This window comes from Mucilaginibacter sp. P2_A5, from assembly GCF_056404995.1.
Genome location: NZ_JBFUCY010000049.1, coordinates 1 through 25,101 on the forward strand (window position 1 = coordinate 1; position 25,101 = coordinate 25,101).

Below are 25,101 nucleotides of genomic sequence, written 5' to 3' on the forward strand. Positions count from 1 at the left end.
CTCCGGCACAGTTTCGCTCGACATTTCTAACATGAAAGATGGTGATTTTGCGGGTCTGGGCCTTTTGCAAAAAAATTACGGGCTGGCAGGTGTCAAAATAACCGGGGATAGCAAAGCTATCATCATGATCAATGCAAGCACCGGAAAACCTGTAGAAGCACAAACAATCCCCTTAAACCAAAAGGTAGTGTACTTTAAAGCGGAATGCAATTTTACGAACAGGAAAGACGTGGCAGCCTTTTTTTATAGCCTCGACGGGAAAACGTGGATACCATTGGGCACACAATTAAAAATGGCCTATACCTTCCCGCATTTCATGGGCTATCGTTTTGCTTTGTTTAATTATGCCACAAAAAATATAGGAGGAGCGGCTGACTTTGACTTTTTTCATATAACAGGTGCCATTTCCCCGGAAAAATAAAGCATAAGGAATTAGCGAACTGAAAAAATTAAAAAAAAAAGCGCACTTGTTTTTATTAACTACCTTTTCGCCCTGCGAAAAATGAAATTTAACCAGTTAAACAAATAAATCGGTCCAGACCTGTTTTATGAAAAAAACTCTAAATTATTTATTAGGCATCCTGACATTAACAAGATGCAGTAAGCAAGAAATTAATGATTTAAGCGTAAAATCAGTTATTACAAACACTAATAAGTCGTTTGACGCAACCAGTTACGTATTATTTACAATATAAATCTCCGATAGATGACCACAACTCGGAAAATTTTAACTTTTTTAATAGTATTTAGTTTTTGTACATCTGTAAAGGCGCAAAACACGAGTGTTGCGCTAACCCCGCCCATGGGATGGAACAGTTACAATTGTTACGGTTCGGCGGTTCATGAGGATGAGGTGAAAGCAAATGCTGATTACGTTGCACAAAACCTGAAGGCGCATGGCTGGCAATATATAGTGGTGGATTTTTTATGGGATTTTGATAACCAACCTGGTAATATTTTTGAAGTGTTTCAAAAAAGACTTAAAGATGGCTCATATAGCCCCTGGCTGGCAATGGACCAATGGGGGCGTCTAACACCTAATATAAAAAAGTTTCCGTCGGCATTTGGAGGTAAGGGGTTTAAGCCATTGGCTGACTATGTCCATTCGCTGGGGTTGAAATTTGGTATTCATGTAATGCGTGGCATCCCACGCCAGGCAGTATGGGCAAAATCACCCGTAATGGGCACTAATGGCATAACTGCTGATATGATAGCGGATACTAATTCAAAATGCCCCTGGATGAACCACATGTATGGCCTGGATATGGCTAAGCCCGGTGCGCAGGCATACCTTAATTCAATATTGAACTTATATGCCGGTTGGGGAGTTGATTTTATTAAGGTTGATGACTTATCAAGGCCTTATAGCACTGCGGAGGTTGAGGGCTACCGCAAGGCAATTGATAATTGCGGCAGGGCAATCGTGTTCAGTACATCACCGGGGGCTACGCCTGTTGATAAAGCTGATAACGTAAAACAAAATGCGAATATGTGGCGGGTGGCTGATGACTTTTGGGACGAGTGGAATGCAGTATTGCAAATGTTTAATTATGGCAAACAATGGGAAGGCGTTGGCGGGCCCGGCCATTGGCCCGATTGTGATATGATACAGATAGGCAAGTTGTCGAAACGGGGCCCTGTAGGTGACGAACGTTATAGCCGTTTTACAAAAGACGAGGAGTATTCGCATATGACATTTTGGACCATCTTCCGCTCCCCGTTAATTTTGGGCGGCAACCTGCCCGAAAACAGGGAACAGGAATTGAAACTGTTTACAAACGATGAGGTGATAGCCGTTAACCAATATGGGGCCGAACCGCGCCAGTTATACAAAACTAATGATGCAATAGTTTGGTATTCGCACGTGCCCAATAGCAAGGATATTTATGTCGCTTTATTCAACCTGGCGGCACAGCCGCAGGATGTGGATGTAAACTTTGCCCAGCTTGGCCTGAACGGAAGGGTAACCGTTCGGGATCTTTGGGAAAAAGAAAATGTAGGTACCTTTAAAAAAGGATATAAAAAAACAATCAATACACACGGGGCCGCTTTGTTAAAACTATCGTTACTTAATTAAAGTTATCTTAGCGATAATACACACTCAGATAAAAAACTATAAATCAGGGTTTCAATATTAGAGTTCACGCTATTCGAATAAAACAATGAAAATAAATAAACGGATATTATTAGTGTTTTTTACGCTATTCCACTTTTTTCAAACATCCGGTTATGCCCAGGTAACTTTGCCAAAAGTATTTGGCGATAATATGGTTTTGCAAAGAGGTATAAAAATTCCTGTTTGGGGTAACGCAACCCCGGGTTCTTTGGTTGTTGCAACGCTTGGTAAAGTAAGTACAAAAGCAAAAACTGATAAAGACGGCAAATGGATGTTGCATTTTCCGAAGTTTAAGGCAGGTGGCCCGTATGCTCTTAAAATTTCTGAATCAGGAAAGCCCGGCTTCGCAATAAAGCTAACGGGAATTCTTATAGGGGATGTGTGGCTGGCTTCGGGGCAATCTAATATGGAATGGCAGGTACAGCAGGCGCGGGATGCTCCGACCGAAATTGCCAAAGCAGATTTTCCCAAAATTCGCTTTCTTATTGTGGAGCACGATATTAAACTTACTCCTCAACCTGATTTTTTAGCGGGTAAGTGGAAACTATGCGACACAAATAATGTAAAACAGTTCTCTGCCGTAGCCTATTATTTTGCCCGTAAAATACATAAAGAGCAAAACGTACCAATCGGTATCATCCAAAGTGCCTGGGGAGGAACGCCGGTACAGGCATGGACAAGCCGGGAAATACAGCTTACATCGTCTGCTACCAGGGCAAAAATGCTTGCAGGCGATACGCTGACTCAAAACAATGTTGTAAAAGATAGCCTGGATATGATACGTTATTGGGACATCGTTTTTCATCCACAGAATAATACTGATAAAACTGTTCCCTTACCGGATTATGACGATTCTGGCTGGACAGCGGTTGAGATGCCCCGCCTTGTAAAGGATTTTGGAATTGGAAAATATGAAGGGATGATGTGGTTACGCAAAAAAATTGTGTTACCCCCATCCTTTGCGGGAAAAAACTTGGTGCTGAATATTGGTCACCCTGAAATGAATTACTCACTTTATTTTAACGGCGCCGAAATATGCAAAACAATTTGGAATAGCAATTCAAAGCAATCCTATACCATTCCGGCTGGCCTGGTTAAGAACGGAGAAAATACCATTGCTATCAGAATAGCTATGTTATGGGGCGGCGGCGGATTGAACCCTCCGGCCGAAAATATTTATATTGCCGATGAGGATGCTAAGATTTCTTTAGCAGGAAAATGGCTGTATAAAACAAATGTTGAATCGGCCATCCCTAAAATCCACAATTATCAAAATTACCCCGCGGTGCTGTTTAATGCCATGATTAATCCGCTAATTCCTTTTGGGGTCAAAGGATATATCTGGTACCAGGGAGAGGCGAATGCTTCGGAGGCTTACCGCTATAGGGAATTATTCCCTATGCTAATCAGCGACTGGCGACAACGCTGGCATCAGGGTAACCTTCCTTTTTTATATGTTCAGTTGGCCAACTTCCAAAAAGAAGATCCGCTTCCTGTTGAAAGTGAATGGGCTGAATTGAGAGAGGCGCAAACACTAACACTGTCACAATCCAATACGGGTATGGCTTGCATAATAGATATCGGCGATGCAAACAGTATTCATCCAACAAATAAGCAGGAGGTAGGCCGCAGGCTGGCACTGATAGCGGAAAAAAAAGTATATGGGAAAGAAGTTATCGCCTCCGGGCCAATGTATAAAAATTTCGTTGTCAAGGGTAAAGATATAATCATAAGTTTTACCGGGACCGGTTCGGGACTTGCTACGCGGGATACAGGATCATTAAAGGGATTCGCAATAGCGGGAGATGATAAAAAATTCTATTGGGCATTGGCAAGAATCGAAGGGGATAAGGTGATAGTTAGTTCGGATAAGGTAAATATACCCGTAGCCGTACGTTACGCCTGGGCCGACAACCCCGTTTGTAACCTTGTTAACAAAGAAGGGCTGCCGGCCGTGCCCTTCAGAACAGATGAATGGAAGGGGATTACCCAAAAGTGATCTGGTTTACAAACCCCAAAATAACGGGTTGAGGAAACAACAAAAGCAATCAATAGCATAACAGTAAAAATGCGTAAATGAACAAAGAGACAATATTCCGTTAATTCAGATCGAGTTCATTGAACGTTATTGGCGAAGCCTGAAGTCTTTTTTGATCATCGCAGCAATAGTGTGGTAATACTACTAAATGGCCACCAATTCAATATCTTTTAAAAAAAGACATCTTGAAAAGAAACTTATAGCCATTGCGAAAGATACCGGGAAGAATTGTGCATGCAAAAGGTTTGCTGTAATATTCTTAAATTCGTTCATTAAGACAATATAAGTTAATGATCTTTAGTTTTACCGCCACGCCGGAGTTTGACTTTATGACCTATTTTGCCCGTCATATTAAGGCAACAGTAGACAACGGTTTGTTAGTTATTCCTGCTCATTTAGGTAACGGATACATTCGCAAAATGTCCTTCAGCCCGGAATTCAAGATTACCTTGCACCATTATGTGCTAAAGGAAGACCTGATTATCAAACGCAATACATCCGGCCTGGGTAACGACCTGATCACCGTCTTTTTTTACAGCAATGAGCAAACGCTCGGCATATCGTTTGACAACAATCCTAATATTCAGTTTTCCGAGCGCGATGATTCCGCTATCCAGGTTACCTCAAATAACCTGAACTCAACCATACGTTTCCCGGCGGGGCACACTATACGTTACGCGGTGATCGCCATTATGCCGACCTATTTAAAAACACTGTTGGCCCTGAATAAGCTGAATTCTACGCTCGAAACCATAACCAGCCCTGGTAATACATTTCTCTATTTTGAGAACATGACAGCTGAAGCCAAACTGCTGCTCAAAAACTTAAGCGCGGTGGATATGAGCGATGATTTGAGCCAGTTCTATATGCAGATCAAAGTGCAGGAGCTGCTTTACCTGCTTTTTCAAAAGCTGTCGAAACGCGAAAGCTTACCACATCAGAACATTAACAGCGCGGATGCGGCCAGGCTTCTCCATATACGTAACGAAATTATCAGTGACCTGAGCGCACCGCCGGTGTTGCCCGAACTGGCGCAAATTGCAGCCATGAGCGAAACTAAACTCAAACAACTTTTCAAGCAGGCCTTTGGTGATACGATTTACAATTACTTCCAGCGCGCCCGGATGGAAGAAGCGGCCTTTTTGTTAAAGCAAGGTAAGCGGTCGGTTGCCGAGGCTGGCTATGAATTGGGCTTTACCAACCTCAGCCACTTTGGCAGGCTGTTTGAAAAACATTACGGCTTTACACCCAAGCGGTATTCCTCTCAGGCTTAACTTCTTCGTCGTATCGGACTGATTTTTCGCCTTTTCAGGCTATTATCAGCTCACTATTAGGCGCAATTTTGCTTTATCAAATTAAAAGATAAGCGAAATGAAAAAGTTATTCATGCCCTATAGCAAAGCCGCACTCCAGTTGAAGAACCACGTCGTGATGGCACCTATGACCAGAAGCCGGGCTATCGGCAATGTGCCCAACAACTTAATGGCCACCTATTACAAACAGCGTTCAGGTGCCGGACTGATCATTACCGAAGGCACTTCACCCAGCCCCGAAGGTTTAGGCTATCCCCGTATCCCGGGTATTTTTAACGATGCCCAGGTAAAAGGATGGAAACTGGTGACCAATGCGGTACATGAAGGCGGCTCCAAAATATTTTTACAATTGATGCACACCGGCAGAATAGCCCACAGCTCCAATTTGCCGGAAGGCCATCACGTTGTGGGTTTATCAGCTATTAAAGCGGCAGGCGAAATTTATACCGATACCGGCATGTTCGAATACTCTGCCCCAACAGCCTTGGATGAAGCGGGCATAGCCCGTATTGTACAGGATCATGTTAAGGCTGCTGAAAATGCCATAGCCGCGGACTTTGACGGTGTTGAGTTGCACGGAGCACACGGCTATTTTTTGGAGCAGTCGTTAAATCCGTACGTAAATAACCGTTCGGATAGCTATGGCGGATCAATAGCAAACCGCAGCCGTCTGACGCTGGAGATCGTACAAAAAATAACTACCGCTATCGGAGCAGATAAGATTGGCCTGCGCATTTCACCATTTCTGACATCCAACGACATGCCTGCTTACGAAGAAGCTGTAGTACATGAAACCTATGTTCGCCTTGCCAAGGAAGTAAACCAGTTGGGCATCGCCTACCTGCATATTTCAAACAATCCGGGCATTCCCGAAAAAACACATCAGGATATTCGGGAGGCTTTCGCTAACACCATTATTTATTGCAACGGGTTCACGGCAGAAACCGCTGAAACCAAAATACAGGATGGATCAGCGGACCTGGTTGCCTTTGGTAGAAGTTTTTTGGCCAATCCCGATTTTATGAGGGGAATAGAAAGAAACGTCCCCCTGAATGAGCCGGATTATAACACGCTTTATACGCCCGGCGAAGAAGGCTATACCGATTACCCCGTGTTAGACTAAATATTTATTACTCTTTAAAACATAACAAAATGAAACCGTCGGCTAAGCCGACAGCTTCATTGCCACTTAAAAACAATACCACAATGAAAATTACAACTACAGGCTCATTAGGAAATGTAGCCAAACCACTAGTGAAAAAGCTGATCGCAGCGGGACATGAAGTAACCGTTATCAGCACAAAAGATGACCGAAAAAGCGAAATCGAGGCTTTGGGTGCAAAGGCAGCTATCGGCTCTATCAGTGACGAAGCCTTTTTGACGAAAGCTTTTAGCGGCGCAGATGCGGTTTATGCCATGATGCCACCATCAATGGGGCCAGGCAATATGATACAGAACATTGCTGATGCGGGGCAAGCTTACGCGAATGCCATTAAAGCGGCAGGTGTAACGCGCGTAGTTATGCTGAGCAGCGTTGGCGCTGATGCTGCTGAAGGTACCGGCCCGGTACAAGGCGTTCATCGTGTTGAGAAGATATTACAGGAATTAGACGGCGTAAATGTGACCGTTTTGAGGTCAGGGTTTTTCTATGTTAACTTTCTGAGAGATATTCCATTGATCAAAAGCAAAGGCATCTTCGGTAATAATTACAACGGTAACGACCAGTTGGCCCTTACACACCCTGAAGATCTTTCGACAGCGCTTGCAGAAGAGTTGCAAGCTGACGGAAACGGCTTTGAAGTGAAGTACGTTGTGAGTGATGTTTCGAATGGAAACGAGATAGCAAAATCATTGGGTCAGGCCATTGGTAAACCAGAACTGGTTTGGACAAATATCCCGGATGAACAATTAAAACAGGGTATGCTTGCCGGAGGACTGCCATCGGAGCTAGTGGGCCTGATCGTTGAAATGGGGCAAGGTGTAAGGGCAGGGATTATCACCAGGGACTTTTTTGCAAGCGATGCAAAGGTAACCGGTAATATCAAGCTGCAAGAGTTTGCTCAAGAGTTCAAAGCCGCGTATCTGCGCGCCTAAACCTTATTTATCTATCACAACTCACAAAATCATGGAAGCAAGCAAAAATGAAACTTCAAAACTGGTTGCCAGGGTACTGGAAACCATAAACGTTCCGATCGGGGCGGCATTCAATTACATTCAGCCGGTTCCTTTACAAAACATCTTCCGGGGATACAATAATATTCCGGCGATCGAAAAAACAAATGAAACAGAGAAATGGATCAGGGCGGGTTTATCCCGCACGGTAACTTTTGCTGACGGCAATACAGCGACCGAAAATATGCTGTATGTAGACGCCCCAAACTATTTCTCTTATAAAATTGTGGACTTCACCGCTGAGGGGCTAAGCAGTTTGGTCGAAAGTGTTGACGGAGCCTGGGTGTTTATCGGACTTGAGAAAAATAAAGTCCTAATCGATTGGAAATATATCATTACGCCGAAAAATGACGAGGCTGCAAAAATAATTCAGGAGCACCTTTTGCCGGATTTTCAGGGTATGCTTGAACAAGCGATCAGGATCTGTAAAGAAAACCTGGAGGCGGAAAAAATTTGAAAGATTCTTAGCTAATACGTGGTTGTCCTGCAAGGCGATTTTTAGTTGATAGCCCTGGTTCGCTCGAACCAGGGCTATCATTCAAAAAAAAGCTCAAATACCGTATTTTTGTAGCAGCTAAGAGGTGAAAACCCAAAGCGGCTACCAACAATAAAAGGCAAGGGTAAATCTGTAGCTGATTGCGCTCCTTTAACTTGTATTCCTGCAAATCATTCTTATACGGCACAGGTGGAGTTATTTATAGAGGGAAATGCTACGGGTGGACTGACACTTTTTTACGACAACAGGTATTATTCGGGAATATTGGCTGATAAGCAAAATATTTTGGCGAACCTGAGGGGATGGCAGTTCCCGACTGAAAAAAATGCGATAAAAAAACATGTGTTTCTAAAGATCAGGAACATAAAAAGTACTGTTGATATGTATTACAGCGTCGACGGACGAAACTGGATTAAAATAGAAAATTCTGTCGAGGTATCCGGTTACAATCATAATGTACTGGGTGGTTTCCTCAGTTTGCGAATAGGATTGTGTGCTGTAGGTGATGGCACAGTTAAATTCAAAAATTTTATTTATCAACCAATAAATTAATTATTTAAAGTATCTGCAAATTTATTTTACTGTCAAGTATTTCGAGACCATTGGCAATCGATTTTCCAACAGATGGCTTATATAAGTTCACCAATATAATAAGCCCTGGTAGGGTCGCTAATTCAAATACTGATCTCTGAAAACGTTAGGTGGTACGCCAACCTCTTTTTTAAATAACCTGGAAAAGTAGGTAGGATTGTCAAATCCAAGCGAAAAGGATATCTCTGCAATTTGCAGATAAGCTGTTTTTTTGCGATAGAGATAACCGTTTATTAAAAAATACCACCTGTATTTGACCCCCTAACCCCCTTTCTGTCCATTTTTTTCGGGCGACTTTTATGGCTTCTTCATAGGCAATAATTATTGACGTAATGGAGGGCTGCCCCGGTGTCAGGTACACGCCGCGAGTTTTAACTTTTATATTTAATGAAAAAAAGAATTATTCAACTGTTTTTATTGTTGCTTTGTATTGTCAGCCATGTAAATGCTCAACTTATTACATGCAAAGCTCCTGTTGGTGCTGCCTTAACTACCGATTTTATGGTGAAAGTAAGGCAAAAGGGAGGTGAATGGAAAATACTGCCTACATATAAAGCTACCGTTACCAATATAGTTAACACCAAAAGTGAACACCAGACTACCTCTTTTGCTTATTTTGATTTTTCGGGTACCGTGGAGATTGCTGTTACCTACAATAAAGGCACCGTTGAACAAGCCAGGGTGAGGCCATTGAGCTTTGGTATAGTCCCCAGGATAAAATTTAACACACTCTCCTTTTTTCTGGATAAGCCGCGTAATCTTTCCGTTGAAATAAATGGGGATATATTTCATAACCTCCAGTTATTCGCAAACCCGGTTGAAACTTTCCATCCATTACCCGCCGACACCAATATAACCTATTTTGGCCCCGGAATACACCACGTAGGCGTGCTCAAAGCCCGGTCAAACCAAACTATTTACCTGGCAGCCGGTGCTATTGTACAGGGTCAAATACTTATCAGTAAAGCGGAGAACGTTCGTGTTTTGGGACGTGGAATTTTAACCCAGCTGCCTGTGTTTCAGAAGCAAAATATTGGTAAAATCGAGCCTCCGGCTGTACAGAATTCCCGTAACGACCAGTTGACTGTAGCATTTTCAAAAAATGTTGAAGTGGATGGTATCATCGTTTTGCCACATAAGTATAGTGTACTTATCGGCCAGTCGGCGGGGGTGAAGATCAGTAATTTTAAGTCAATCAGCTTTGAAGGCAATGCCGATGGAATTGATGTTTTTTGCAGTTCGGATGTTGCCATCAGCGACATTTTTATGAGAAACTCAGATGATTGTATAGCTATTTACGGTCATAGATGGAATTATTATGGTAATACCAAAAACATCTCCGTTTCCAACGCTACACTTTGGGCAGATGTTGCCCACCCGGTACTGATCGGCACTCATGGCGATACTGACAAACCGGACACACTTGAAAATATGACTTTTAAGAATATTGACGTCCTGGAACAGCACGAGCACCAGATAGATTACCAGGGTTGTATTGCGCTGAATGCCGGAGATAGTAACCTGTTAAACCAATTGCGTTTCGAAAATATAAGGGTTGAAGATTTTAGAGAAGGGCAACTTGTTAATATTAGGGTGATGTTTAATCGCTATTACAATACTTCGCCGGGTGGAGGAATACAAAATATATATTTTAAAAATGTTGATTTCAATGGTCATCATTCCAATATTTCGGTTATCATGGGTTATGATAATGAGCGTCGGATAAAAAATGTTGTATTTGAAAATTTAAAGATCAACGGGGTAAGCATAGCAGATGATATGCCAGGGAAGCCAGGCTATTATAAAACAGGAGATATGGCGAATATACTTATCGGGGAACATACTGATGGGATCCGCTTTATTGCGACAAAGGACAAATAGTTAAAATAAGCCGGAAAGTATATCATTGGACATTCTGCTACCTGTTCATGGCGAGTTCAGTAGGTTGATACATTCAAAAAAAATCAACCCGGTAGTTAGCGATGCCCGGAAAATCGAATTAGACAAAAGACCTATTTATCCGAAGGGTTTTTCCTTTTATTTGCCAACATGTCCATCATTTTCAACAAACGTTCGTCCTTCGTTTTTTCCTGTTTGGCGGTCAGGATCCATAGCACGTACTCTTTTTTATTGCTGTATGATAGCTGCTGGTACCAGGCCATGGCCGCGGGGTGTTGTTCAACGGCGGCTTTTATATAATCGGGGAGGGTAATAACCTTATTGTCAACATCAATGTAAGCGCTATGCTCATTATTGCGGATGCCATCGTTGCGCCCTTCGGATACTTTTACCTTATCCTGCGGACGGAAACGCAAGGCAGTCCAGGTTTCATTTACGGCGGCAGAGGCAACCGGGCGCAGGCCATAAACGGCGGGTTCCGTCCAGCTGCTCATCATCTCCAGGTCGGTGGCGATTTTAGAAGTTTTTTTTGGGTAGATGATCCAGAAAACAGCATCATCATTTAAAACCGGGGTAATTACTTTCAGCTCTGATGCCAGTTCCTGGCTGTTGGTTATAAATAAAAGGATGCCGTTAAAACTGCCGGTGGTATTAAACACAATTTCGGCATCATCGGGTAGCGGCAATAAGCTATCCAGGAAATTAGCAGGTGCGTTATGCAGCAACCAACGTGAATTGGGTTTTATCTGGAGCTTTTTTGCTAAGGCGTTCATTTTTAGTATCAAGTAGTTAGTATCAAGTATCAAGATAAAAGAACTATAGTTACAAACTTAAAAGAAAACCATGAACCATCAACAATGATCTATGAACCAATAGCCAGCTTGGCAAAAAAGTCCCATAGCACAATGCCGGCAGATACTACAATGTTAAAAGAATGTTTGGTACCAAACTGGGGGATTTCGATACAGGCATCTATAGTCTGCATTACTTCGTCGCTTACGCCGTTTACTTCGTTGCCAAATATGAGGGCATATTTTTGGGAAGGATCGGGAGCGAATTCATTGAGCATCGTGCTGTTTTCGGCCTGCTCAACGGCTATGATCAGGTAGCCCTCGCCGCGTAATTTTTCAACGGCCTGTAGCGGGGTTTCGTAATAAGTCCAGTTTACTGATAGTGTGGCGCCGAGGGCCGTTTTTTCAATTTCGCGGTGTGGCGGCTGCGCCGTGATTCCGCAGAGGCAAATTTGCTCAACCGCAAAACCATCTGAAGTACGAAAAATGGAACCGATATTGTGCATGCTGCGCACATTATCCAACACTACGGCAACAGGTAACTTAGCCTGTTCCTTAAATTCATCAACCGAGGCCCGGTTCAGCTCATCTAATTTTAATTTGCGAATCTCCATAGTGGTTCATTAGTTCATTGGTTCATTAGTTCATTGGTCTTTTATGACGGGTTATTGAACTAATGAACCAGTGGAGCGCAAAAGTATCGATTAATAGCTTAAATAGCCACTTCGTTTAGCAAGCCTACGCCATTGCCTATTAGCGAGCTGTATACTGATGGAGCGTAGCCTATTTTACTCGTGTAATATTCGGTAACGCCTTTGGCGTATTCTTCAAACGCATCGCCTTTTACCAAAGCTATGGCGCAACCGCCAAAGCCTGCCCCGGTCATGCGGGCGCCTGCAACGTTAGGGTTAGTTTTGCTGTATTCGGCAACGGTGTCCAGCTCAATACCGCTTACTTCATATAAATCGCGTAGCGAATCATGCGAGGCATACATAAGGCGGCCAAATTCATCAAGGTTGTTGCCGGCCAATGCTTTGGCAGCAAGTTTTACGCGGTCGTTTTCTTCAATAACGTGTTTGGCGCGTTTAAGTACGGTAGGGTTGGTAATCAGGTGTTGGTATTTGTTGAAGGTTTCAGTATCGATATCGCATAAGTAGTTGATATTCAATTCCAGCTGTAATGCTTTTAACGCGGTTTGGCATTCTTCTACACGTTCATTGTATTTTGATTCGGCCAGTTTGCGGGGTTTGTTGGTATTGATAATGGCCAGCACATACTCGCCCAGGTTACTGTCAACTGCTTCGTAATCAAGGGTGTCGCAGTTCAGCATCAGGGCTTTGTTTTTTTCGCCAAAGGCTACTGCAAACTGATCCATAATGCCGCAGTTTACACCAATAAAGTTATTCTCGACAGATTTAGACAGTTTAACCAAATCAAGTTTGCTGTAGCCGCTGTTGAAAATATCGTTCAGCGCGAAAGAGGTTACTACCTCGATAGAGGCAGACGACGATAAGCCCGAACCAATAGGGATATCACCATAAAAAAGCATATCAAGTCCTTGTAAATCATGGCCTTCCTGTATGAAGCTGTTGATAACGCCAATAGGGAAGTTAAACCAGGTTTCGTCGATCTTTTTATATGACGCCTTTAAGGGGGTATCCTGCTGCTCGCTGAAATTTAAGCTCCTGAAACGAAAAACGCCATCCTCATTGGGCGATGTTAACAGGTAGGTGCCAAAAGTGATGGCGCAGGGCATAACCAGGCCCCCGTTATAATCGATATGTTCGCCGATAAGGTTGACGCGTCCTGGTGAGAAGTAGGCGTTGTCGGCTTCTTTATTAAAGATCTTGATAAATTCCTGGTGCAGATTATTCTTCATTATTCGGTTATATTACAATTGGAAAACAAATATTGTAAAAATTGTCAGTTTTACATTTATAAAATTAAATTAATTTCAAAAAACATCAAATTTCAGACAAGAATATAGAAGTTTTGCCTTGATTTTTAATTTTATAGCTTTACATCTATCAAAAACCCAAATCAACGCTATAGGTGGGATTATGACAATCAAATTTTAAACTATGAAACAATACCTGGTTACCGGCTACGATTATACCGACGAAGGCGCCCTGCAACGCCGCATGAATACACGTGCGCATCACCTTGATGGGGTAAAAGCGCTTAAAGCGAATGGCAATTTTATTGCCGCAGCCGCCTTTTTAAACGAAGCAGGCAATATGATAGGCTCGGTAATGATGCTGCAATTTGAATCGGAAGAGGAATTAGATGCCTGGAAACTGGCCGAGCCCTATGTAACCCAAAACGTTTGGGAATCTGTAGATGTGAAACCTATTAAAGTGGCGGTTATTTAGTGAGTTGTGAGTAGGGGATGACCTTGCAAGTTCTCAATGTTCTATGGGAGACCCGATTATGCGTTTCTACATCGAAAAAAAAACACTAATGAGCGGTAATTTACAAACACGTTATTATAAGGCACGAAGCAATCGCGAACTATGTATGGCGAACCTGCACAGTTCGCGATTGCCGCAAAAAGCCCGGCCGCAGGCAACGCCAGGATTAGTATCAAGTAGTCAGTATCAAGTATCAAGATTTTTGGGTGTTTATTCCCCTCCGATGACTATGTCCCTGCAGTCAACTTCTCAAATGCTACAGGTTTCTCCGGAACAGCGTTCTGTGAGGACACCGACCGCGGATATGGAGCAGCGTTCTGTGAGGACACAGACCGCGGATATATTTTAAACCTATGAACTATCAACCATGATCCATGAACTAAAATTCCTACCAATCACACCTGCTTTATATTTTTTAACCCCTATTAAACCGCAAAACTTACCTATACTGTATTAACTTTTATATATTTGACCTTACAATCAGCAAATCACAGCTGAATTTATTTTTATGACAGTTCTCGCAAACGGGATAGGTGAAAAGTACGAATTGGTTGTAGGCCTCGAGGTACATGCCCAGCTATCCACTTTAAGTAAGGTTTTCTCGGCCGATTCTGCCGCTTTTGGTGCCGGGCCTAATCAGCATGTCAGTGCCATATCTTTGGGGCACCCTGGTACTTTGCCTTTTTTAAATAAACGCGCGGTGGAGTATGCCGTTAAGATGGGCCTGGCCTGTAATTGCAGCATCAACCTGAATAACAGTTTCGCCCGTAAAAATTATTTCTACGCCGATTTGCCCAAAGGTTACCAGATAACGCAGGACCATGCCCCTATATGCCTGGGTGGTTATGTGCCTGTAAAACTGGCCGATGGCACCGAAAAAAACTTAGCCATACACCATATCCACATGGAAGAGGATGCCGGCAAAAGTATGCACGACCAGCACCATGCCGATTCGCTTATCGACCTTAACCGTGCCGGTGTACCTCTGCTGGAAATTGTTACCCAGCCTGATATGCGCAGCGCCGAAGAGGCAGGCCAGTTTTTGACCGAAACCCGTAAAATACTGCGCTACCTTGATATTTGCGATGGTAACATGGAAGAAGGCAGCATGCGCTGCGATGCCAATATATCCGTTCGCCTGCGTGGCGCTACCGAATATGGTAACCGTTGCGAGGTGAAAAATTTAAACTCCATCCGTAACGTGCAGCGTGCCATTGAGCACGAGTTTGCCCGCCAGGTAGCCGTTATTGAAGCCGGTGGTCATATAGATCAAAACACGCTTAATTTTAATGCCGATACAGGCGAAACATCGGTATTGCGCAGCAAGGAGATGGCCAACGATTACCGCTATTTCCCCGAGCCGGATTTAATGCCGTTGGCGCTTACCGAGCAATACGTTGATAACATCCGTAAAAGTTTACCGGCATTGCCCGGCCAGCTTTATCATAAATACCTTGAATTGGGCTTGTCGGCCTATGATGCATCGGTTATCACTGCCGATAAGGACGTGGCCCATTATTTTGAAGAGCTGATAAAAGCTACCGACCACTACAAAGCCGCCGCCAACTGGATTATGGGCGCGGTAAAATCATACCTGAACGATCACGATGTGGCCATCAGTAACTTTGCTGTTACCCCGGCCAACCTTGCCGGCCTCATTAAACTTATTGACGCGGGCGTGATAAATAATTCTGTAGCTTCGCACAAGTTATTCCCCGCCATGGTTAAAGAACCGGGCAAAAAAGCCGATGAACTGGCTAAGGAGCTTAACCTGTTAATCAGCGCGGATAATGACGATGTAAACCAGTTTATTAAGGCCGCCATTGCCAAGTTTCCGGATAAGGTAAAAGAGTACCAGAAGGGCAAAAAAGGCGTGTTAGGCTTGTTTATGGGCGAGATTATGAAACTATCGAAAGGTAAAATCGATCCGCAGAAAACAAACCAGTTATTGATCAAGGAATTAGAAGTAAAGTAGTAATGAAATTAAAAAATCTGGCAGTTTACAGCTTACTGTGTTTAACTGCATTTGTTTATTCATGTAAAGATAATTCGCAGTTTACCATTAACGGTACCATTAAAAATCCCGGCAGCTTAAAGCTGGTTTATTTAATTGAGGCCGATAGTACCCAACTTAAAGTTGTAGACTCAACTACGCTGAGCGAAGATGGTAAATTCCAATTCAAACACGTGGCGCCTTATGCCAATTTATACAAGCTGCGGATAGGCGGCGCGGGCGGTGGCGATCAATCGGCGGCGGCAAACAACGTGTACGACCTGATTGCAAAAAACGGCGACGATATTGATTTTGAAACCGACAGCAAAGACGCTTCACATACTTACGTCATCAAAGGCTCTGATGATTCGGACAAGATAAAGGAGTTTAATAAGATAAGTAATTTTTACGGAGAGAAAAACTCCAAACTGGTGGCTGAGTACCAGGAAAAATCACAAGCGCTTGGCAAACAATCAGACTCATTGCTGAAAGTTTATATGCCCACCTTCCAGAAAAATGTGGCCGATTATGGTGCTGCAGTTTTAAAGTTTGTAAATGATAACAAATCATCGCTGGCAGCTTTTTATGGCGCAACATCATTGGATGTGTATAAATTTGAGCCGCAACTGGTGGCCTATGCCGATGATATTAAAGATAATTTTAAAGATAACCCCGGTGTACAGTCCTTCATCAAACAGATGAATAAAATCAAGCCGGTGTCCATTGGCCATAAAGCACCCGATTTTACAACCACCGGGATAGATGGTAAACAGGTAAGCCTGGCCGACTATAAAGGCAAATATGTAATGATTGATTTTTGGGCATCATGGTGCGCGCCTTGCCGCCAGGAAAACCCTAACGTGGTAAAACAATATGCCGCATTCCACTCAAAAGGCTTTAATATTTTGGGCGTATCATTAGATAAGGATAAGGCTGCATGGCAAAAAGCCATCAACGATGATAAGCTGGAATGGGCTCACGGATCGGATTTAAATAGCTTTGAAGGGCCAACAGAAAGGCTGTACAATATCGAGGCTATCCCATCAAATTTCATCATCGACCCGGCCGGAAACATCGTTGCCAAAAATATTACCGGCGCCGATTTGGAAGCTTTTTTAACCAAAACGTTCAAATAGGTTCAATTTATCGTTAACAAAAGGTAACCATTAACAATTTGTTAATATTTGGGTAACTTTGTGATGTTGTAAAGTGTATACTTTTATACAAAAAAATTAACGCATCATGAGCAGCTCTCCAAAACAGAAAATCCTTATTGTTGATGATGAACCGGATATTTTAGAGTTGATAGAATACAACCTTAAAAAAGAAGGCTACCAGGTATTTTTGGCCCGCAATGGCCAGGAGGCCGTAGCCGAGGCCAAGAAATCACTACCTGATCTTATTGTACTTGACATTATGATGCCTAAAATGGATGGCATCGAGGCCTGCCGCATTATGCGTACCATGCCTGAATTTAAGAATACCTTTATGGTGTTTTTAACCGCCCGCAGCGAAGAGTATTCAGAAATTGCAGGCTTTAACGTAGGCGCCGATGATTATATAGCTAAACCGATAAAGCCCCGTGCCCTGGTAAGCCGTATAAACGCCATATTGCGCCGCAACTCGCCAACCGAAGAAACACCCGACAACAAACTTGAAATTGGCGACCTGGTTATCGACCGCGAAGCCTACCTGGTATACCAAAAAGGTGTTAAAGTAGTGTTGGCCAAAAAAGAGTTTGAACTGCTATACCTGCTGGCCTCAAAACCCGGCAAAGTATACACCCGCGAGGTAATCCTGAAAAACATCTGGGAAGACTCGGTAGTAGTAACCAACCGCACCATTGATGTTCACATCCGCAAACTGCGCGAAAAACTGGGTGATGAGGTAGTTGCAACTGTTAAAGGTGTAGGGTATAAGTTTGAGGCGTAAGCCCGGCCCCCTAACCTCCGTTGGCTAACGGAGAGCTTTTGATTAGCATATTTGAAGCTTCGGTTTTCCTAAAGAAAACCGAAGCTTTGTTTTTTGGGTGAAAAATTTTTGGCTTGTTTTGGGCGTTGCCTGCGGCCGGGCCAATCGTTCATACGCGCACAAAGCGTTAGGCGCGGCCTGCCCTTATGGCCATCGCGCGGGCCGGTATCCACTTTTGTCACTAACGCAATTGTCTGAACTCGGATTAAGCAGATTTTTTGGATGATTTGGATTTGATTTGCGTGCGGTCATCTTGGATTAGTAAAATGTCTTTATCAATTCATGCATGTCAAATCCAAAAAATCTGATAAATCTGGTTAATCCGAGTTCAGAAAAATAGCGTTACAACCCAACCCCAATAAAAAAACAAAACTAATTGCCGCCCAATTTGTATACCAGTTAACAAAATTTCTCCCGATGAAAAAAATAGCTCCCATAACCATTGTATTTGTGCTGATATTTAGCGTTTGTTTTGCTGCTATAAACAGTCTTACAGGCAAATGGGCAGGGCCGGTTACATTGCCTGGGAACAAGCCTTTTCAGCTTGGTTACAATTTTAAAGTGGACAGCGGCAAGCTGACAGGCACCGCCCTTACCCCGGCCGGAGAGGTAAATATTACCGACGGCATGATAAACGGCGACGATTTTTCGTTTAATGTGCCTGTACCCAACGGCAACGCCCCGCATACCGGCAAGCTATATGCCGATAGCATTGCGCTTCACCTGGTTTACCAGGGACAGCATTTGGCAGCTGCGCTGAAGAGAGTTAACTAAAAAGGCCCGCAAGTTACCCCGCGGACCTTCGCCCCCCTCTTATCTAAAAAATTATTTTTGTACTATCTGCGCTTTCAGGCTTACGATAATTTTACCCAGTGAGCCTATTAAGTTTGATGGCAGTTTATTTTTATTGGCGCCTTTAACAACATCGTCAACAAAGGCGTCGAAATCGGCAGCGGAGGCTTTGCCATTCATGCGCGGATTTTTTGCCGGGTCGTGGGCATCAACCATGTTGTCGCCTGTGTAAGCGAAGTTTTTTGCGCCTGTGGCAACGGCTACAAAAGTAGTCAGGTTACCGCTCAACTCGGTAAAGCCCGATAGGTTGCCTGTGGTCACTTCGGATAGCAGCACGGTAAAATGGCCGTTTATCCTGCTATCGCCGGCAATAACAAATATGGTGCTATCAATAACCGAGCGGATGCCTAAGCGCCCTTTTTCGATGGTAGTACCTGGTTTTGCCGGATCAGACACCATTACCGATCCGCCTAACGAGTCATATAAAGTAGCCTTTACCGGTGTTACCGACGAATTGCTGCTACAGGCCTGCAGCGCGAACATTGCGCTAACGGATAGCGCGATTAACGTGGATGTGTTTAGTAGTTTTTTCATGTTTTTTAAAGATTAGATTACCTGGATTATTAGCTTGTAAATTTTATAGGTGTATGATGATTTGGCTACCGGGCAGCCGCTTTTTAAGCTTTGGGCATCGGGCATGTAGCGGTCGGCTTTTAGGTTAAGTGCTTTTTTAAGGTTATCAACTACCTGCGTGCCGTTGGTTTTAACCGGGAAAAAAGTAAAAATAACCGTGTTCGATTCGGGGTTGACCATTACATGGTCAATTCCTTTTTGCTTGTACATCCAGCCGGCAATGTTATTGGCATCCTTGGGTGTTATGGACTGTTTAATATCAATGCGGGCCATTACTTTGGTAAATGCATCGGGTGCCGGCCGGTAAACAAAATAAATGTGGATGGCCAGCACAAAAAGCAGGAACACGAAGGTTGATAAACCATAAATGATAATTTTTTTTACTGTACTTTTTTTCATGAGGATAGGCTTTTGATTTTTGATATTTGATTATGGGTTTTAGCAAAATTTTACATTTCTACTATGATTTACGAAGCTTTGGTTTTGCCGGTTTTAGATAGTGATAAATAATCTACTTCAAATAGGAGTAAGCGGGATAGGGGTAAAAAGATGTTTAGGAAAGCAGCCCCGGCAGGGAATTGTAGCTGTATGTTTTTACGCCGGAAAATACGTCGGCCTGCAAATTAATTTTTAACTTTAACTATTGTAGGTTGTGAAACATGAGTGCAAATAAGGCAGCCAAATTTGACCAGTTGTAATGAAAGAAGCCAAAATTCAAACCCTGCATCCCGATCCCAATAAACAGAACAAAATTATTTCGGCCGAAAAGTATGAAATAATTAAAGCGGCCATCCTGCAAATTTTGCAGGAGCAAAGCCTAACCCATACCCAGCTAATGCAGGCGCTGCATGATAAGGTGCATGCCAACTTCGCCGGCAACGCCCACTGGTACGGCGAAACCGTGAAGCTTGACCTTGAAGCACGCGAAATAATAAAACGAAATACGGCCAAGCTACCGGTTTATAGTATTCATAAACCTTAAACCCGGCACCACGTTGCAAATTAATGCGTTAGCTTTATGCTTTACGCATTTTGCTTTTAGCTTCCCTATATCGATACTATTTTATCAAAATGTGTTCAAATATTTTCATCGGGAGATGTTTTTTTAGATAGCTGTGTTTTTAACATTTATTTTAGATGCATATTATAAACCCCGATTCAAAAATTAGTACTTATCCAATATATATGAAAATGTTGCGCCTTTTGTTGTTGCTATCTGTTTGCCCTTTAATCGTATCAGCACAAATCGCTGGCAGCGGGCAAAAATCAAGGGCGCATATTTGTATTGATACCGGCTGGCGGTTTGCCTATGGCCATCCGTTTGATGCCGCTAAGGATTTTAACAACGGCACCGGCTATTTTTCTTATTTCGCCAAGGCCGGCTACGGCGATGGTGCAGCAGCCGCTGATTTTGACGACAGGCCCTGGCGCAAACTTGATTTGCCGCATGATTGGGCGGCCGAACTCGGTTTTAGCGAAAAGGGTAGCTATAGCCATGGCTTCAAAGCCCTGGGCCGAAACTTTCCTGAGCGCAGTGTGGGTTGGTACCGCAAAAAGTTTACCATACTTCAGCAGGATTACGGCCGGCATATTACCATTGCCTTTGATGGTGTTTTCCGCAACTCCACCGTTTGGGTAAACGGCCATTACCTGGGTACCGAGCTAAGCGGCTACAATGGCTTTGAATATGATATTACCCAGCTTTTAAACTACGGCGGCGATAATACCATTGCTGTAAGGGTAGACGCCACCATGGAAGAGGGTTGGTTTTATGAAGGTGCGGGTATTTACAGGCATGTGTGGCTCAATAAAACGTCGCCGCTGCATATTGCTGCCAACGGTACATTTGTGAGCAGCGCTGTTGCGAATGGCAAGGCGCAATTGACTGTTAAAACCGATGTAAGCAATTACGATACCGGGGCCAATAATTTTGCCATTGTACAAAAGATTTATGATCGCCAAGGCCGTTTGCTGGCTACCAAACAAACTGATGGTCATACCCTGCAACCTTTTAAAACTGGCGGGTATAGCAGCCAATTGGAAATAGCGCACCCTAAATTATGGTCGGTTGATACGCCGTACCTGCATCGGTTGGTTACTACTATCCTGGAAAATAATGTGCCTGTTGACGAATATGTAACGCGCTTTGGCATACGTACCCTGCGATTTGATGCTAACACCGGGTTTTACTTAAACGGTAAACGACTGGAAATAAAAGGCACCAATAACCACCAGGAACACGCGGGTGTCGGCACAGCTATACCCGACGAATTGCAATATTTTAGAATAGCCCGTTTAAAGGAAATAGGCAATAATGCGTACCGCTGTTCGCACAACCCGCCCGCACCCGAATTGCTGGACGCCTGCGATAGTTTGGGTATGCTGGTGATTGACGAAAACCGCCTGATGGGCATAGATGATTACCACCTGGGTAACCTGAAAAAAATGATCGACCGCGACCGCAACCACCCAAGCGTGATCAGCTGGTCGGTAGGTAACGAGGAGTGGGGGATTGAAAATTCGGAGATTGGCGCGCGTATTGCTACCACCATGCAGGCATTTGTAAAAAGCCTGGATACCACCCGCGCGGTTACGGCGGCGTTTAGCGGTGGTTGGGGAAAGGGTTTGTCGGGCGTGATGGACTTAATTGGCTTTAACTATATAGCACAGGAAAACCCGGACGCGCAGCACCAGAAATTCCCGCAGCAAAAAGGCTGGGGCACCGAGGAAGGATCGACTTTTGCTACCCGTGGAGTTTACTTTACTAACGATTCGCTCCATTACAAATCTGCTTACGATGCCAAGCCAAGGCCCAATGCCTATAGCATTGAGGAGGGCTGGCAATACTATGCCAAACGGCCGTTTTTAGCAGGTATGTTCATCTGGACTGGCTTTGATTACAGGGGCGAACCTACGCCTTACGGATGGCCATCAATAGGATCATACTTTGGGATGCTCGATCAGTGCGGTTTTCCCAAAGATGATGCCTGGTACCTACAGGCCTGGTGGGGCAATAAGCCGGTGTTGCACATGTTGCCGCACTGGAACTGGAAAGGCAAAGAAAACCAACCCATAAATGTTTGGGCCTACAGCAACTGCGATGAAGTGGAACTGTTTTTAAATGGCAAAACCCAGGGCAAAAAAGCCATGGCCAAAAAAGGGCACCTGGAATGGACGGTTCCATACAGCCCCGGAACATTAAAGGCAATTGGCTATACCGGCGGCAAACAGGTATTAACCGAAACCGTACAAACTACCGGCTCCCCGCAAGCCATCGGCCTTGAAGCCCATAAAAATACCCTGAAAGCCGATGCGCAGGATGTAGCCGTAATAAAGGTTAGCTTGCTTGATAAAAAGGGATTAGCGGTACCCGATGCCAATAATGAAATAAGTTTTAAAATTGAAGGCCCCGGCAGAATTATAGGGGTAGGCAACGGCAACCCGACCTCGCTTGAGCCCGATAAGTACCTGGAAACGATAGTAAATATGCCCATCGAAGCCTTGAAAGAGTTGCCGGTACCCGACACAACCGGCAAAAGTGAAACAACCGAAACCTTTGACGATAGCGGCTGGAAAAAGGCATTTACCAATATTAGCGATACCAGCGTAAAAGCCTGGGTTTATCGCGGAAGCGTTAAGCTAACCGATGAGATGACGCGTTTTCCGCTCACATTTTTTTATAAGAGCATTGGCCGTAAGCAGTCGGTATATTTTAATGGCCATTTGTTGGCTGCCAACGTTGATTATCATAAAGACCAGGATGCGTTTAGCATCAGCAAGGCATTTTTAAAACCGGGTAAAAACAGTATTGTGATTGTTGCCCTGCCCATTAAAAAGAAAAACGCCTGGGATAACCCAAACCAGGACCCGGGAGTGATCCAGTTTAAGGCCCCTGCCGCTACCTGGAAAAGAAAGCTGTTTAATGGCCTGGCCCAGGTTATTATCCAATCGGACGGAAGCCATACAGGGCCAATCACTTTAACAGCAACGTCGGCCGGATTAAAGGAAAAGAAAATCGTTATTAATGCTAATAAGTAAAGATAGTTTTGAGTCTTGAGTTCTGAGGGTTTGTTTGTAAGTATCTGATTGTTAGCGTTATTTTTAAATGTAATTTATGTCATTGCGAGGAACGAAGCAATCGCGAACTATGTATGGCGGACCTGCACAGTCCGCGATTGCCACGCTATCGCTCGCAATGACATAGTTGTTTTGATGCTCTGGAACCAACACGTCATCCCCATTTTTTTCTGGTTTTACCTGATGCTCACTCGCAATAACGGGTCTCACGGGCTGTGGTATCTAAATAATACTTTGTTCCGAAGGGTGGTCCTGGTAAAATTGTTCCAGTTGTTTCAGCACCTCAACCTGGCTTTTGCGTGGGTTAATAAAAGTGCGCACTTTTTTTACCATCGCTATCGCGTCATCAAAAGTTAAGCCGGTTTTAAGTAAATAGGCAATGGTCATGGTTGGCCCGCGGCCAAGGCCCTGGCGGCAATGAATGTATACTTTGCCGCCGCTTTTTATGGCTGCATCGGCAAAGTTGGCGCCTTCTTTTAGCACATCCAGTGGCGGTGGGGTATTATCGGGTGTGGGTAAATGCAGGTAATGAAAGCCTTTGTATTGTGCCCCGCTATAAATGGAGTGCATCCGCATGTTTATAATTGCTGTAACCCCTAAAGCCTTTAACTTGCGTAAGCCCACCAAATTATATTGACTGCCCAAATACAGGTTGGCCGTTATCTGGCAGCGCTTAAGCTGCGGCAGCCCTGTTAATATGCGGTAGGCATTATCATACGCCATTTGGCACGATAGGTAAACCACCTTTAAAATACTTTTAATTTTTGCGAGCATATTGTTTTGCTGGTTTAACGTGGCACTAATATATTGATAGCTGCCGGTAAAACATTAATGGTTAATTTTTTTGCTTTCTGTTCGCAGTCATCACGGATAAAAGCCCGTTTGGCATCCATATATACAACTATATTTTTGCACCGCCAGTGTTTTAACGCTTCGGTGTTGTTTTGCAGCAATGTACTGCCTGCAACCTTTAATACCGAACTTAAATTGTTGTCTCTCATTAGTATTACGTCAAGCAAGCCATCAGTTATGCTGATGCCCGGCAGCATATCTAACCCGGCTATACCAATATTGCCCGAATTGGTTATCGTGAGTGAAACGGCAGTTTCTTCTATCATCGTACCATCTATTTCCAGTTTGTACTTTACAGGAGCGGCATTTACTATAGTTTTAATGGCCGTAACGCCATAGGCCAGCTGGCCTATATTGTCCTTTAGTTTGCGGCCAGCCTGTAAAATCATATCGGCCATAATGCCCAGGTTAACCCGTAATAAAAAAGGATGCCCGTTAACCAGCCCCATGTCAATGGCTTTTAAGCGGTGCTTGCTTTTCAATAGCTCAAGCGCAGCTATGGTATCTAACGGGATAGCCAGCTCTTTGGCCATAACATTGGCGGTGCCGCCCGGAATAATAGCCATTGGCGTATTACTTAGGTGTAAAGCAGCTGCGGTATCTGTTACACATCCATCGCCGCCGTACACTACAACCAAATCAGTTTTGCCGATGAGTTTTTTTGCGATATCGCCGGGGCCTTTGTCGCGTTGGGTAACAAATACATCCCATTTGGTATTACTACGGTCAAAAGCCCTGTTAATGTAGGCCAGGATGGGCTCTTCCTTGCCCGATGCCGGGTTGATTATAAAATGGATGTGTTTAAATTTCATGTGCTGTATTCAGCTTTTCAACACGGAAGGAGTTTAATAGTTTGATTTAATTGAGGCCATAGTAAAGCCTTTTTGCACAGGTTTACATGCTGAACAACTCAGACTTAAGTTTTGTCATCTCACTCACCTGATAAAACCGCAACC

24 protein-coding genes are annotated in these 25,101 nt (G+C 43.8%); 16 read left to right on the forward strand and 8 right to left on the reverse strand.

Going from position 1 to position 25,101, the window contains the following annotated elements:
- The 8 genes from AC1DXF_RS27850 to AC1DXF_RS27885 all read left to right on the forward strand — a co-directional run.
- The coding region (locus AC1DXF_RS27850; RefSeq protein WP_477451961.1) for a beta-xylosidase family glycoside hydrolase at positions 1-421 on the forward strand (421 nt) is incomplete at its 5' end.
- Positions 422-706: 285 nt separating this feature from the next.
- Positions 707-2,077, forward strand: coding sequence for a glycoside hydrolase family 27 protein (locus AC1DXF_RS27855; protein ID WP_477451962.1), 1,371 nt, complete (start codon positions 707-709; stop codon positions 2,075-2,077).
- A gap of 85 nt (positions 2,078-2,162) precedes the next feature.
- The gene (locus tag AC1DXF_RS27860; protein ID WP_477451963.1) at positions 2,163-4,115 is read left to right on the forward strand and encodes a sialate O-acetylesterase; all 1,953 of its coding nucleotides are present in this window, start codon (positions 2,163-2,165) and stop codon (positions 4,113-4,115) included.
- A 329-nt stretch (positions 4,116-4,444) separates the two neighbouring features.
- On the forward strand, positions 4,445-5,428 hold the full coding sequence (locus AC1DXF_RS27865) for a helix-turn-helix domain-containing protein (protein ID WP_477451964.1): 984 nt from the start codon (positions 4,445-4,447) through the stop codon (positions 5,426-5,428).
- Positions 5,429-5,525: 97 nt separating this feature from the next.
- Positions 5,526-6,590 (forward strand): alkene reductase, encoded by a 1,065-nt coding sequence (locus AC1DXF_RS27870; RefSeq protein WP_477451965.1) that lies wholly within the window; start codon positions 5,526-5,528, stop codon positions 6,588-6,590.
- A gap of 83 nt (positions 6,591-6,673) precedes the next feature.
- On the forward strand, positions 6,674-7,561 hold the full coding sequence (locus tag AC1DXF_RS27875) for an NAD(P)H-binding protein (protein WP_477451966.1): 888 nt from the start codon (positions 6,674-6,676) through the stop codon (positions 7,559-7,561).
- A gap of 31 nt (positions 7,562-7,592) precedes the next feature.
- Positions 7,593-8,096 (forward strand): SRPBCC family protein, encoded by a 504-nt coding sequence (locus AC1DXF_RS27880; protein WP_477451967.1) that lies wholly within the window; start codon positions 7,593-7,595, stop codon positions 8,094-8,096.
- A gap of 198 nt (positions 8,097-8,294) precedes the next feature.
- Positions 8,295-8,687: a beta-xylosidase family glycoside hydrolase gene (locus AC1DXF_RS27885; RefSeq protein ID WP_477451988.1), complete on the forward strand. Its 393-nt coding sequence runs from the start codon at positions 8,295-8,297 to the stop codon at positions 8,685-8,687.
- Between the two features lie 117 nt (positions 8,688-8,804).
- On the opposite strand, the gene AC1DXF_RS27890 is transcribed toward AC1DXF_RS27885, so the two are convergent.
- Complete coding sequence (locus AC1DXF_RS27890; protein WP_477451989.1) at positions 8,805-8,960, reverse strand: helix-turn-helix domain-containing protein; 156 nt, start codon at positions 8,958-8,960, stop codon at positions 8,805-8,807.
- A 153-nt stretch (positions 8,961-9,113) separates the two neighbouring features.
- Here AC1DXF_RS27890 and AC1DXF_RS27895 point away from each other — a divergent pair, with 153 nt between their 5' ends.
- The gene (locus AC1DXF_RS27895) at positions 9,114-10,607 is read left to right on the forward strand and encodes a glycosyl hydrolase family 28 protein (RefSeq protein WP_477451968.1); all 1,494 of its coding nucleotides are present in this window, start codon (positions 9,114-9,116) and stop codon (positions 10,605-10,607) included.
- 131 nt (positions 10,608-10,738) lie between these two features.
- Here the strand turns inward: AC1DXF_RS27895 and AC1DXF_RS27900 are convergent, their stop codons facing one another.
- The 3 genes from AC1DXF_RS27900 to AC1DXF_RS27910 form a co-directional block, all read right to left on the reverse strand.
- On the reverse strand, positions 10,739-11,398 hold the full coding sequence (locus tag AC1DXF_RS27900) for a YdeI/OmpD-associated family protein (protein ID WP_477451969.1): 660 nt from the start codon (positions 11,396-11,398) through the stop codon (positions 10,739-10,741).
- A gap of 89 nt (positions 11,399-11,487) precedes the next feature.
- Positions 11,488-12,024 carry an RNA methyltransferase gene (locus AC1DXF_RS27905; protein WP_477451990.1) on the reverse strand — a complete coding sequence of 179 codons (537 nt, stop codon included), beginning with the start codon at positions 12,022-12,024 and terminating at the stop codon, positions 11,488-11,490.
- A gap of 104 nt (positions 12,025-12,128) precedes the next feature.
- Positions 12,129-13,295 (reverse strand): galactokinase, encoded by a 1,167-nt coding sequence (locus AC1DXF_RS27910; RefSeq protein ID WP_477451970.1) that lies wholly within the window; start codon positions 13,293-13,295, stop codon positions 12,129-12,131.
- A gap of 202 nt (positions 13,296-13,497) precedes the next feature.
- On the opposite strand from AC1DXF_RS27910, the gene AC1DXF_RS27915 reads away from it, so the two are divergent.
- From AC1DXF_RS27915 to AC1DXF_RS27935, 5 genes are all read left to right on the forward strand, one after another.
- A complete protein-coding gene (locus AC1DXF_RS27915; RefSeq protein WP_477451971.1) occupies positions 13,498-13,788 on the forward strand; it encodes a YciI family protein in 291 nt (96 codons plus the stop codon).
- 547 nt (positions 13,789-14,335) lie between these two features.
- Complete coding sequence (gatB, locus tag AC1DXF_RS27920) at positions 14,336-15,802, forward strand: Asp-tRNA(Asn)/Glu-tRNA(Gln) amidotransferase subunit GatB (protein WP_477451972.1); 1,467 nt, start codon at positions 14,336-14,338, stop codon at positions 15,800-15,802.
- 2 nt (positions 15,803-15,804) lie between these two features.
- Positions 15,805-16,956 carry a redoxin domain-containing protein gene (locus AC1DXF_RS27925; protein WP_477451973.1) on the forward strand — a complete coding sequence of 384 codons (1,152 nt, stop codon included), beginning with the start codon at positions 15,805-15,807 and terminating at the stop codon, positions 16,954-16,956.
- 106 nt (positions 16,957-17,062) lie between these two features.
- The gene (locus AC1DXF_RS27930) at positions 17,063-17,752 is read left to right on the forward strand and encodes a response regulator transcription factor (protein ID WP_147057003.1); all 690 of its coding nucleotides are present in this window, start codon (positions 17,063-17,065) and stop codon (positions 17,750-17,752) included.
- 456 nt (positions 17,753-18,208) lie between these two features.
- On the forward strand, positions 18,209-18,565 hold the full coding sequence (locus AC1DXF_RS27935) for a hypothetical protein (protein ID WP_477451974.1): 357 nt from the start codon (positions 18,209-18,211) through the stop codon (positions 18,563-18,565).
- A 51-nt stretch (positions 18,566-18,616) separates the two neighbouring features.
- Here AC1DXF_RS27935 and AC1DXF_RS27940 read toward each other — a convergent pair whose 3' ends face one another.
- Together AC1DXF_RS27940 and AC1DXF_RS27945 are read right to left on the reverse strand one after the other, a co-directional pair.
- On the reverse strand, positions 18,617-19,177 hold the full coding sequence (locus AC1DXF_RS27940; protein ID WP_477451975.1) for a globin family protein: 561 nt from the start codon (positions 19,175-19,177) through the stop codon (positions 18,617-18,619).
- A 12-nt stretch (positions 19,178-19,189) separates the two neighbouring features.
- Positions 19,190-19,615, reverse strand: a complete 426-nt coding sequence (locus AC1DXF_RS27945; RefSeq protein WP_477451976.1) for a hypothetical protein — start codon at positions 19,613-19,615, stop codon at positions 19,190-19,192.
- Positions 19,616-19,913: 298 nt separating this feature from the next.
- On the opposite strand from AC1DXF_RS27945, the gene AC1DXF_RS27950 reads away from it, so the two are divergent.
- Complete coding sequence (locus AC1DXF_RS27950; protein WP_477451977.1) at positions 19,914-20,198, forward strand: DUF6958 family protein; 285 nt, start codon at positions 19,914-19,916, stop codon at positions 20,196-20,198.
- A 203-nt stretch (positions 20,199-20,401) separates the two neighbouring features.
- The gene (galA, locus tag AC1DXF_RS27955; RefSeq protein ID WP_477451978.1) at positions 20,402-23,254 is read left to right on the forward strand and encodes a beta-galactosidase GalA; all 2,853 of its coding nucleotides are present in this window, start codon (positions 20,402-20,404) and stop codon (positions 23,252-23,254) included.
- Between the two features lie 261 nt (positions 23,255-23,515).
- On the opposite strand, the gene AC1DXF_RS27960 is transcribed toward galA, so the two are convergent.
- Both AC1DXF_RS27960 and AC1DXF_RS27965 read right to left on the reverse strand, forming a co-directional pair.
- A complete protein-coding gene (locus AC1DXF_RS27960) occupies positions 23,516-24,067 on the reverse strand; it encodes a protein-tyrosine phosphatase family protein (RefSeq protein ID WP_477451979.1) in 552 nt (183 codons plus the stop codon).
- A gap of 14 nt (positions 24,068-24,081) precedes the next feature.
- Entirely contained in the window at positions 24,082-24,957 is an 876-nt protein-coding gene (locus tag AC1DXF_RS27965) for a diacylglycerol/lipid kinase family protein (RefSeq protein WP_477451980.1), read from the reverse strand.
- Between the last annotated feature and the right edge of the window lie 144 nt (positions 24,958-25,101).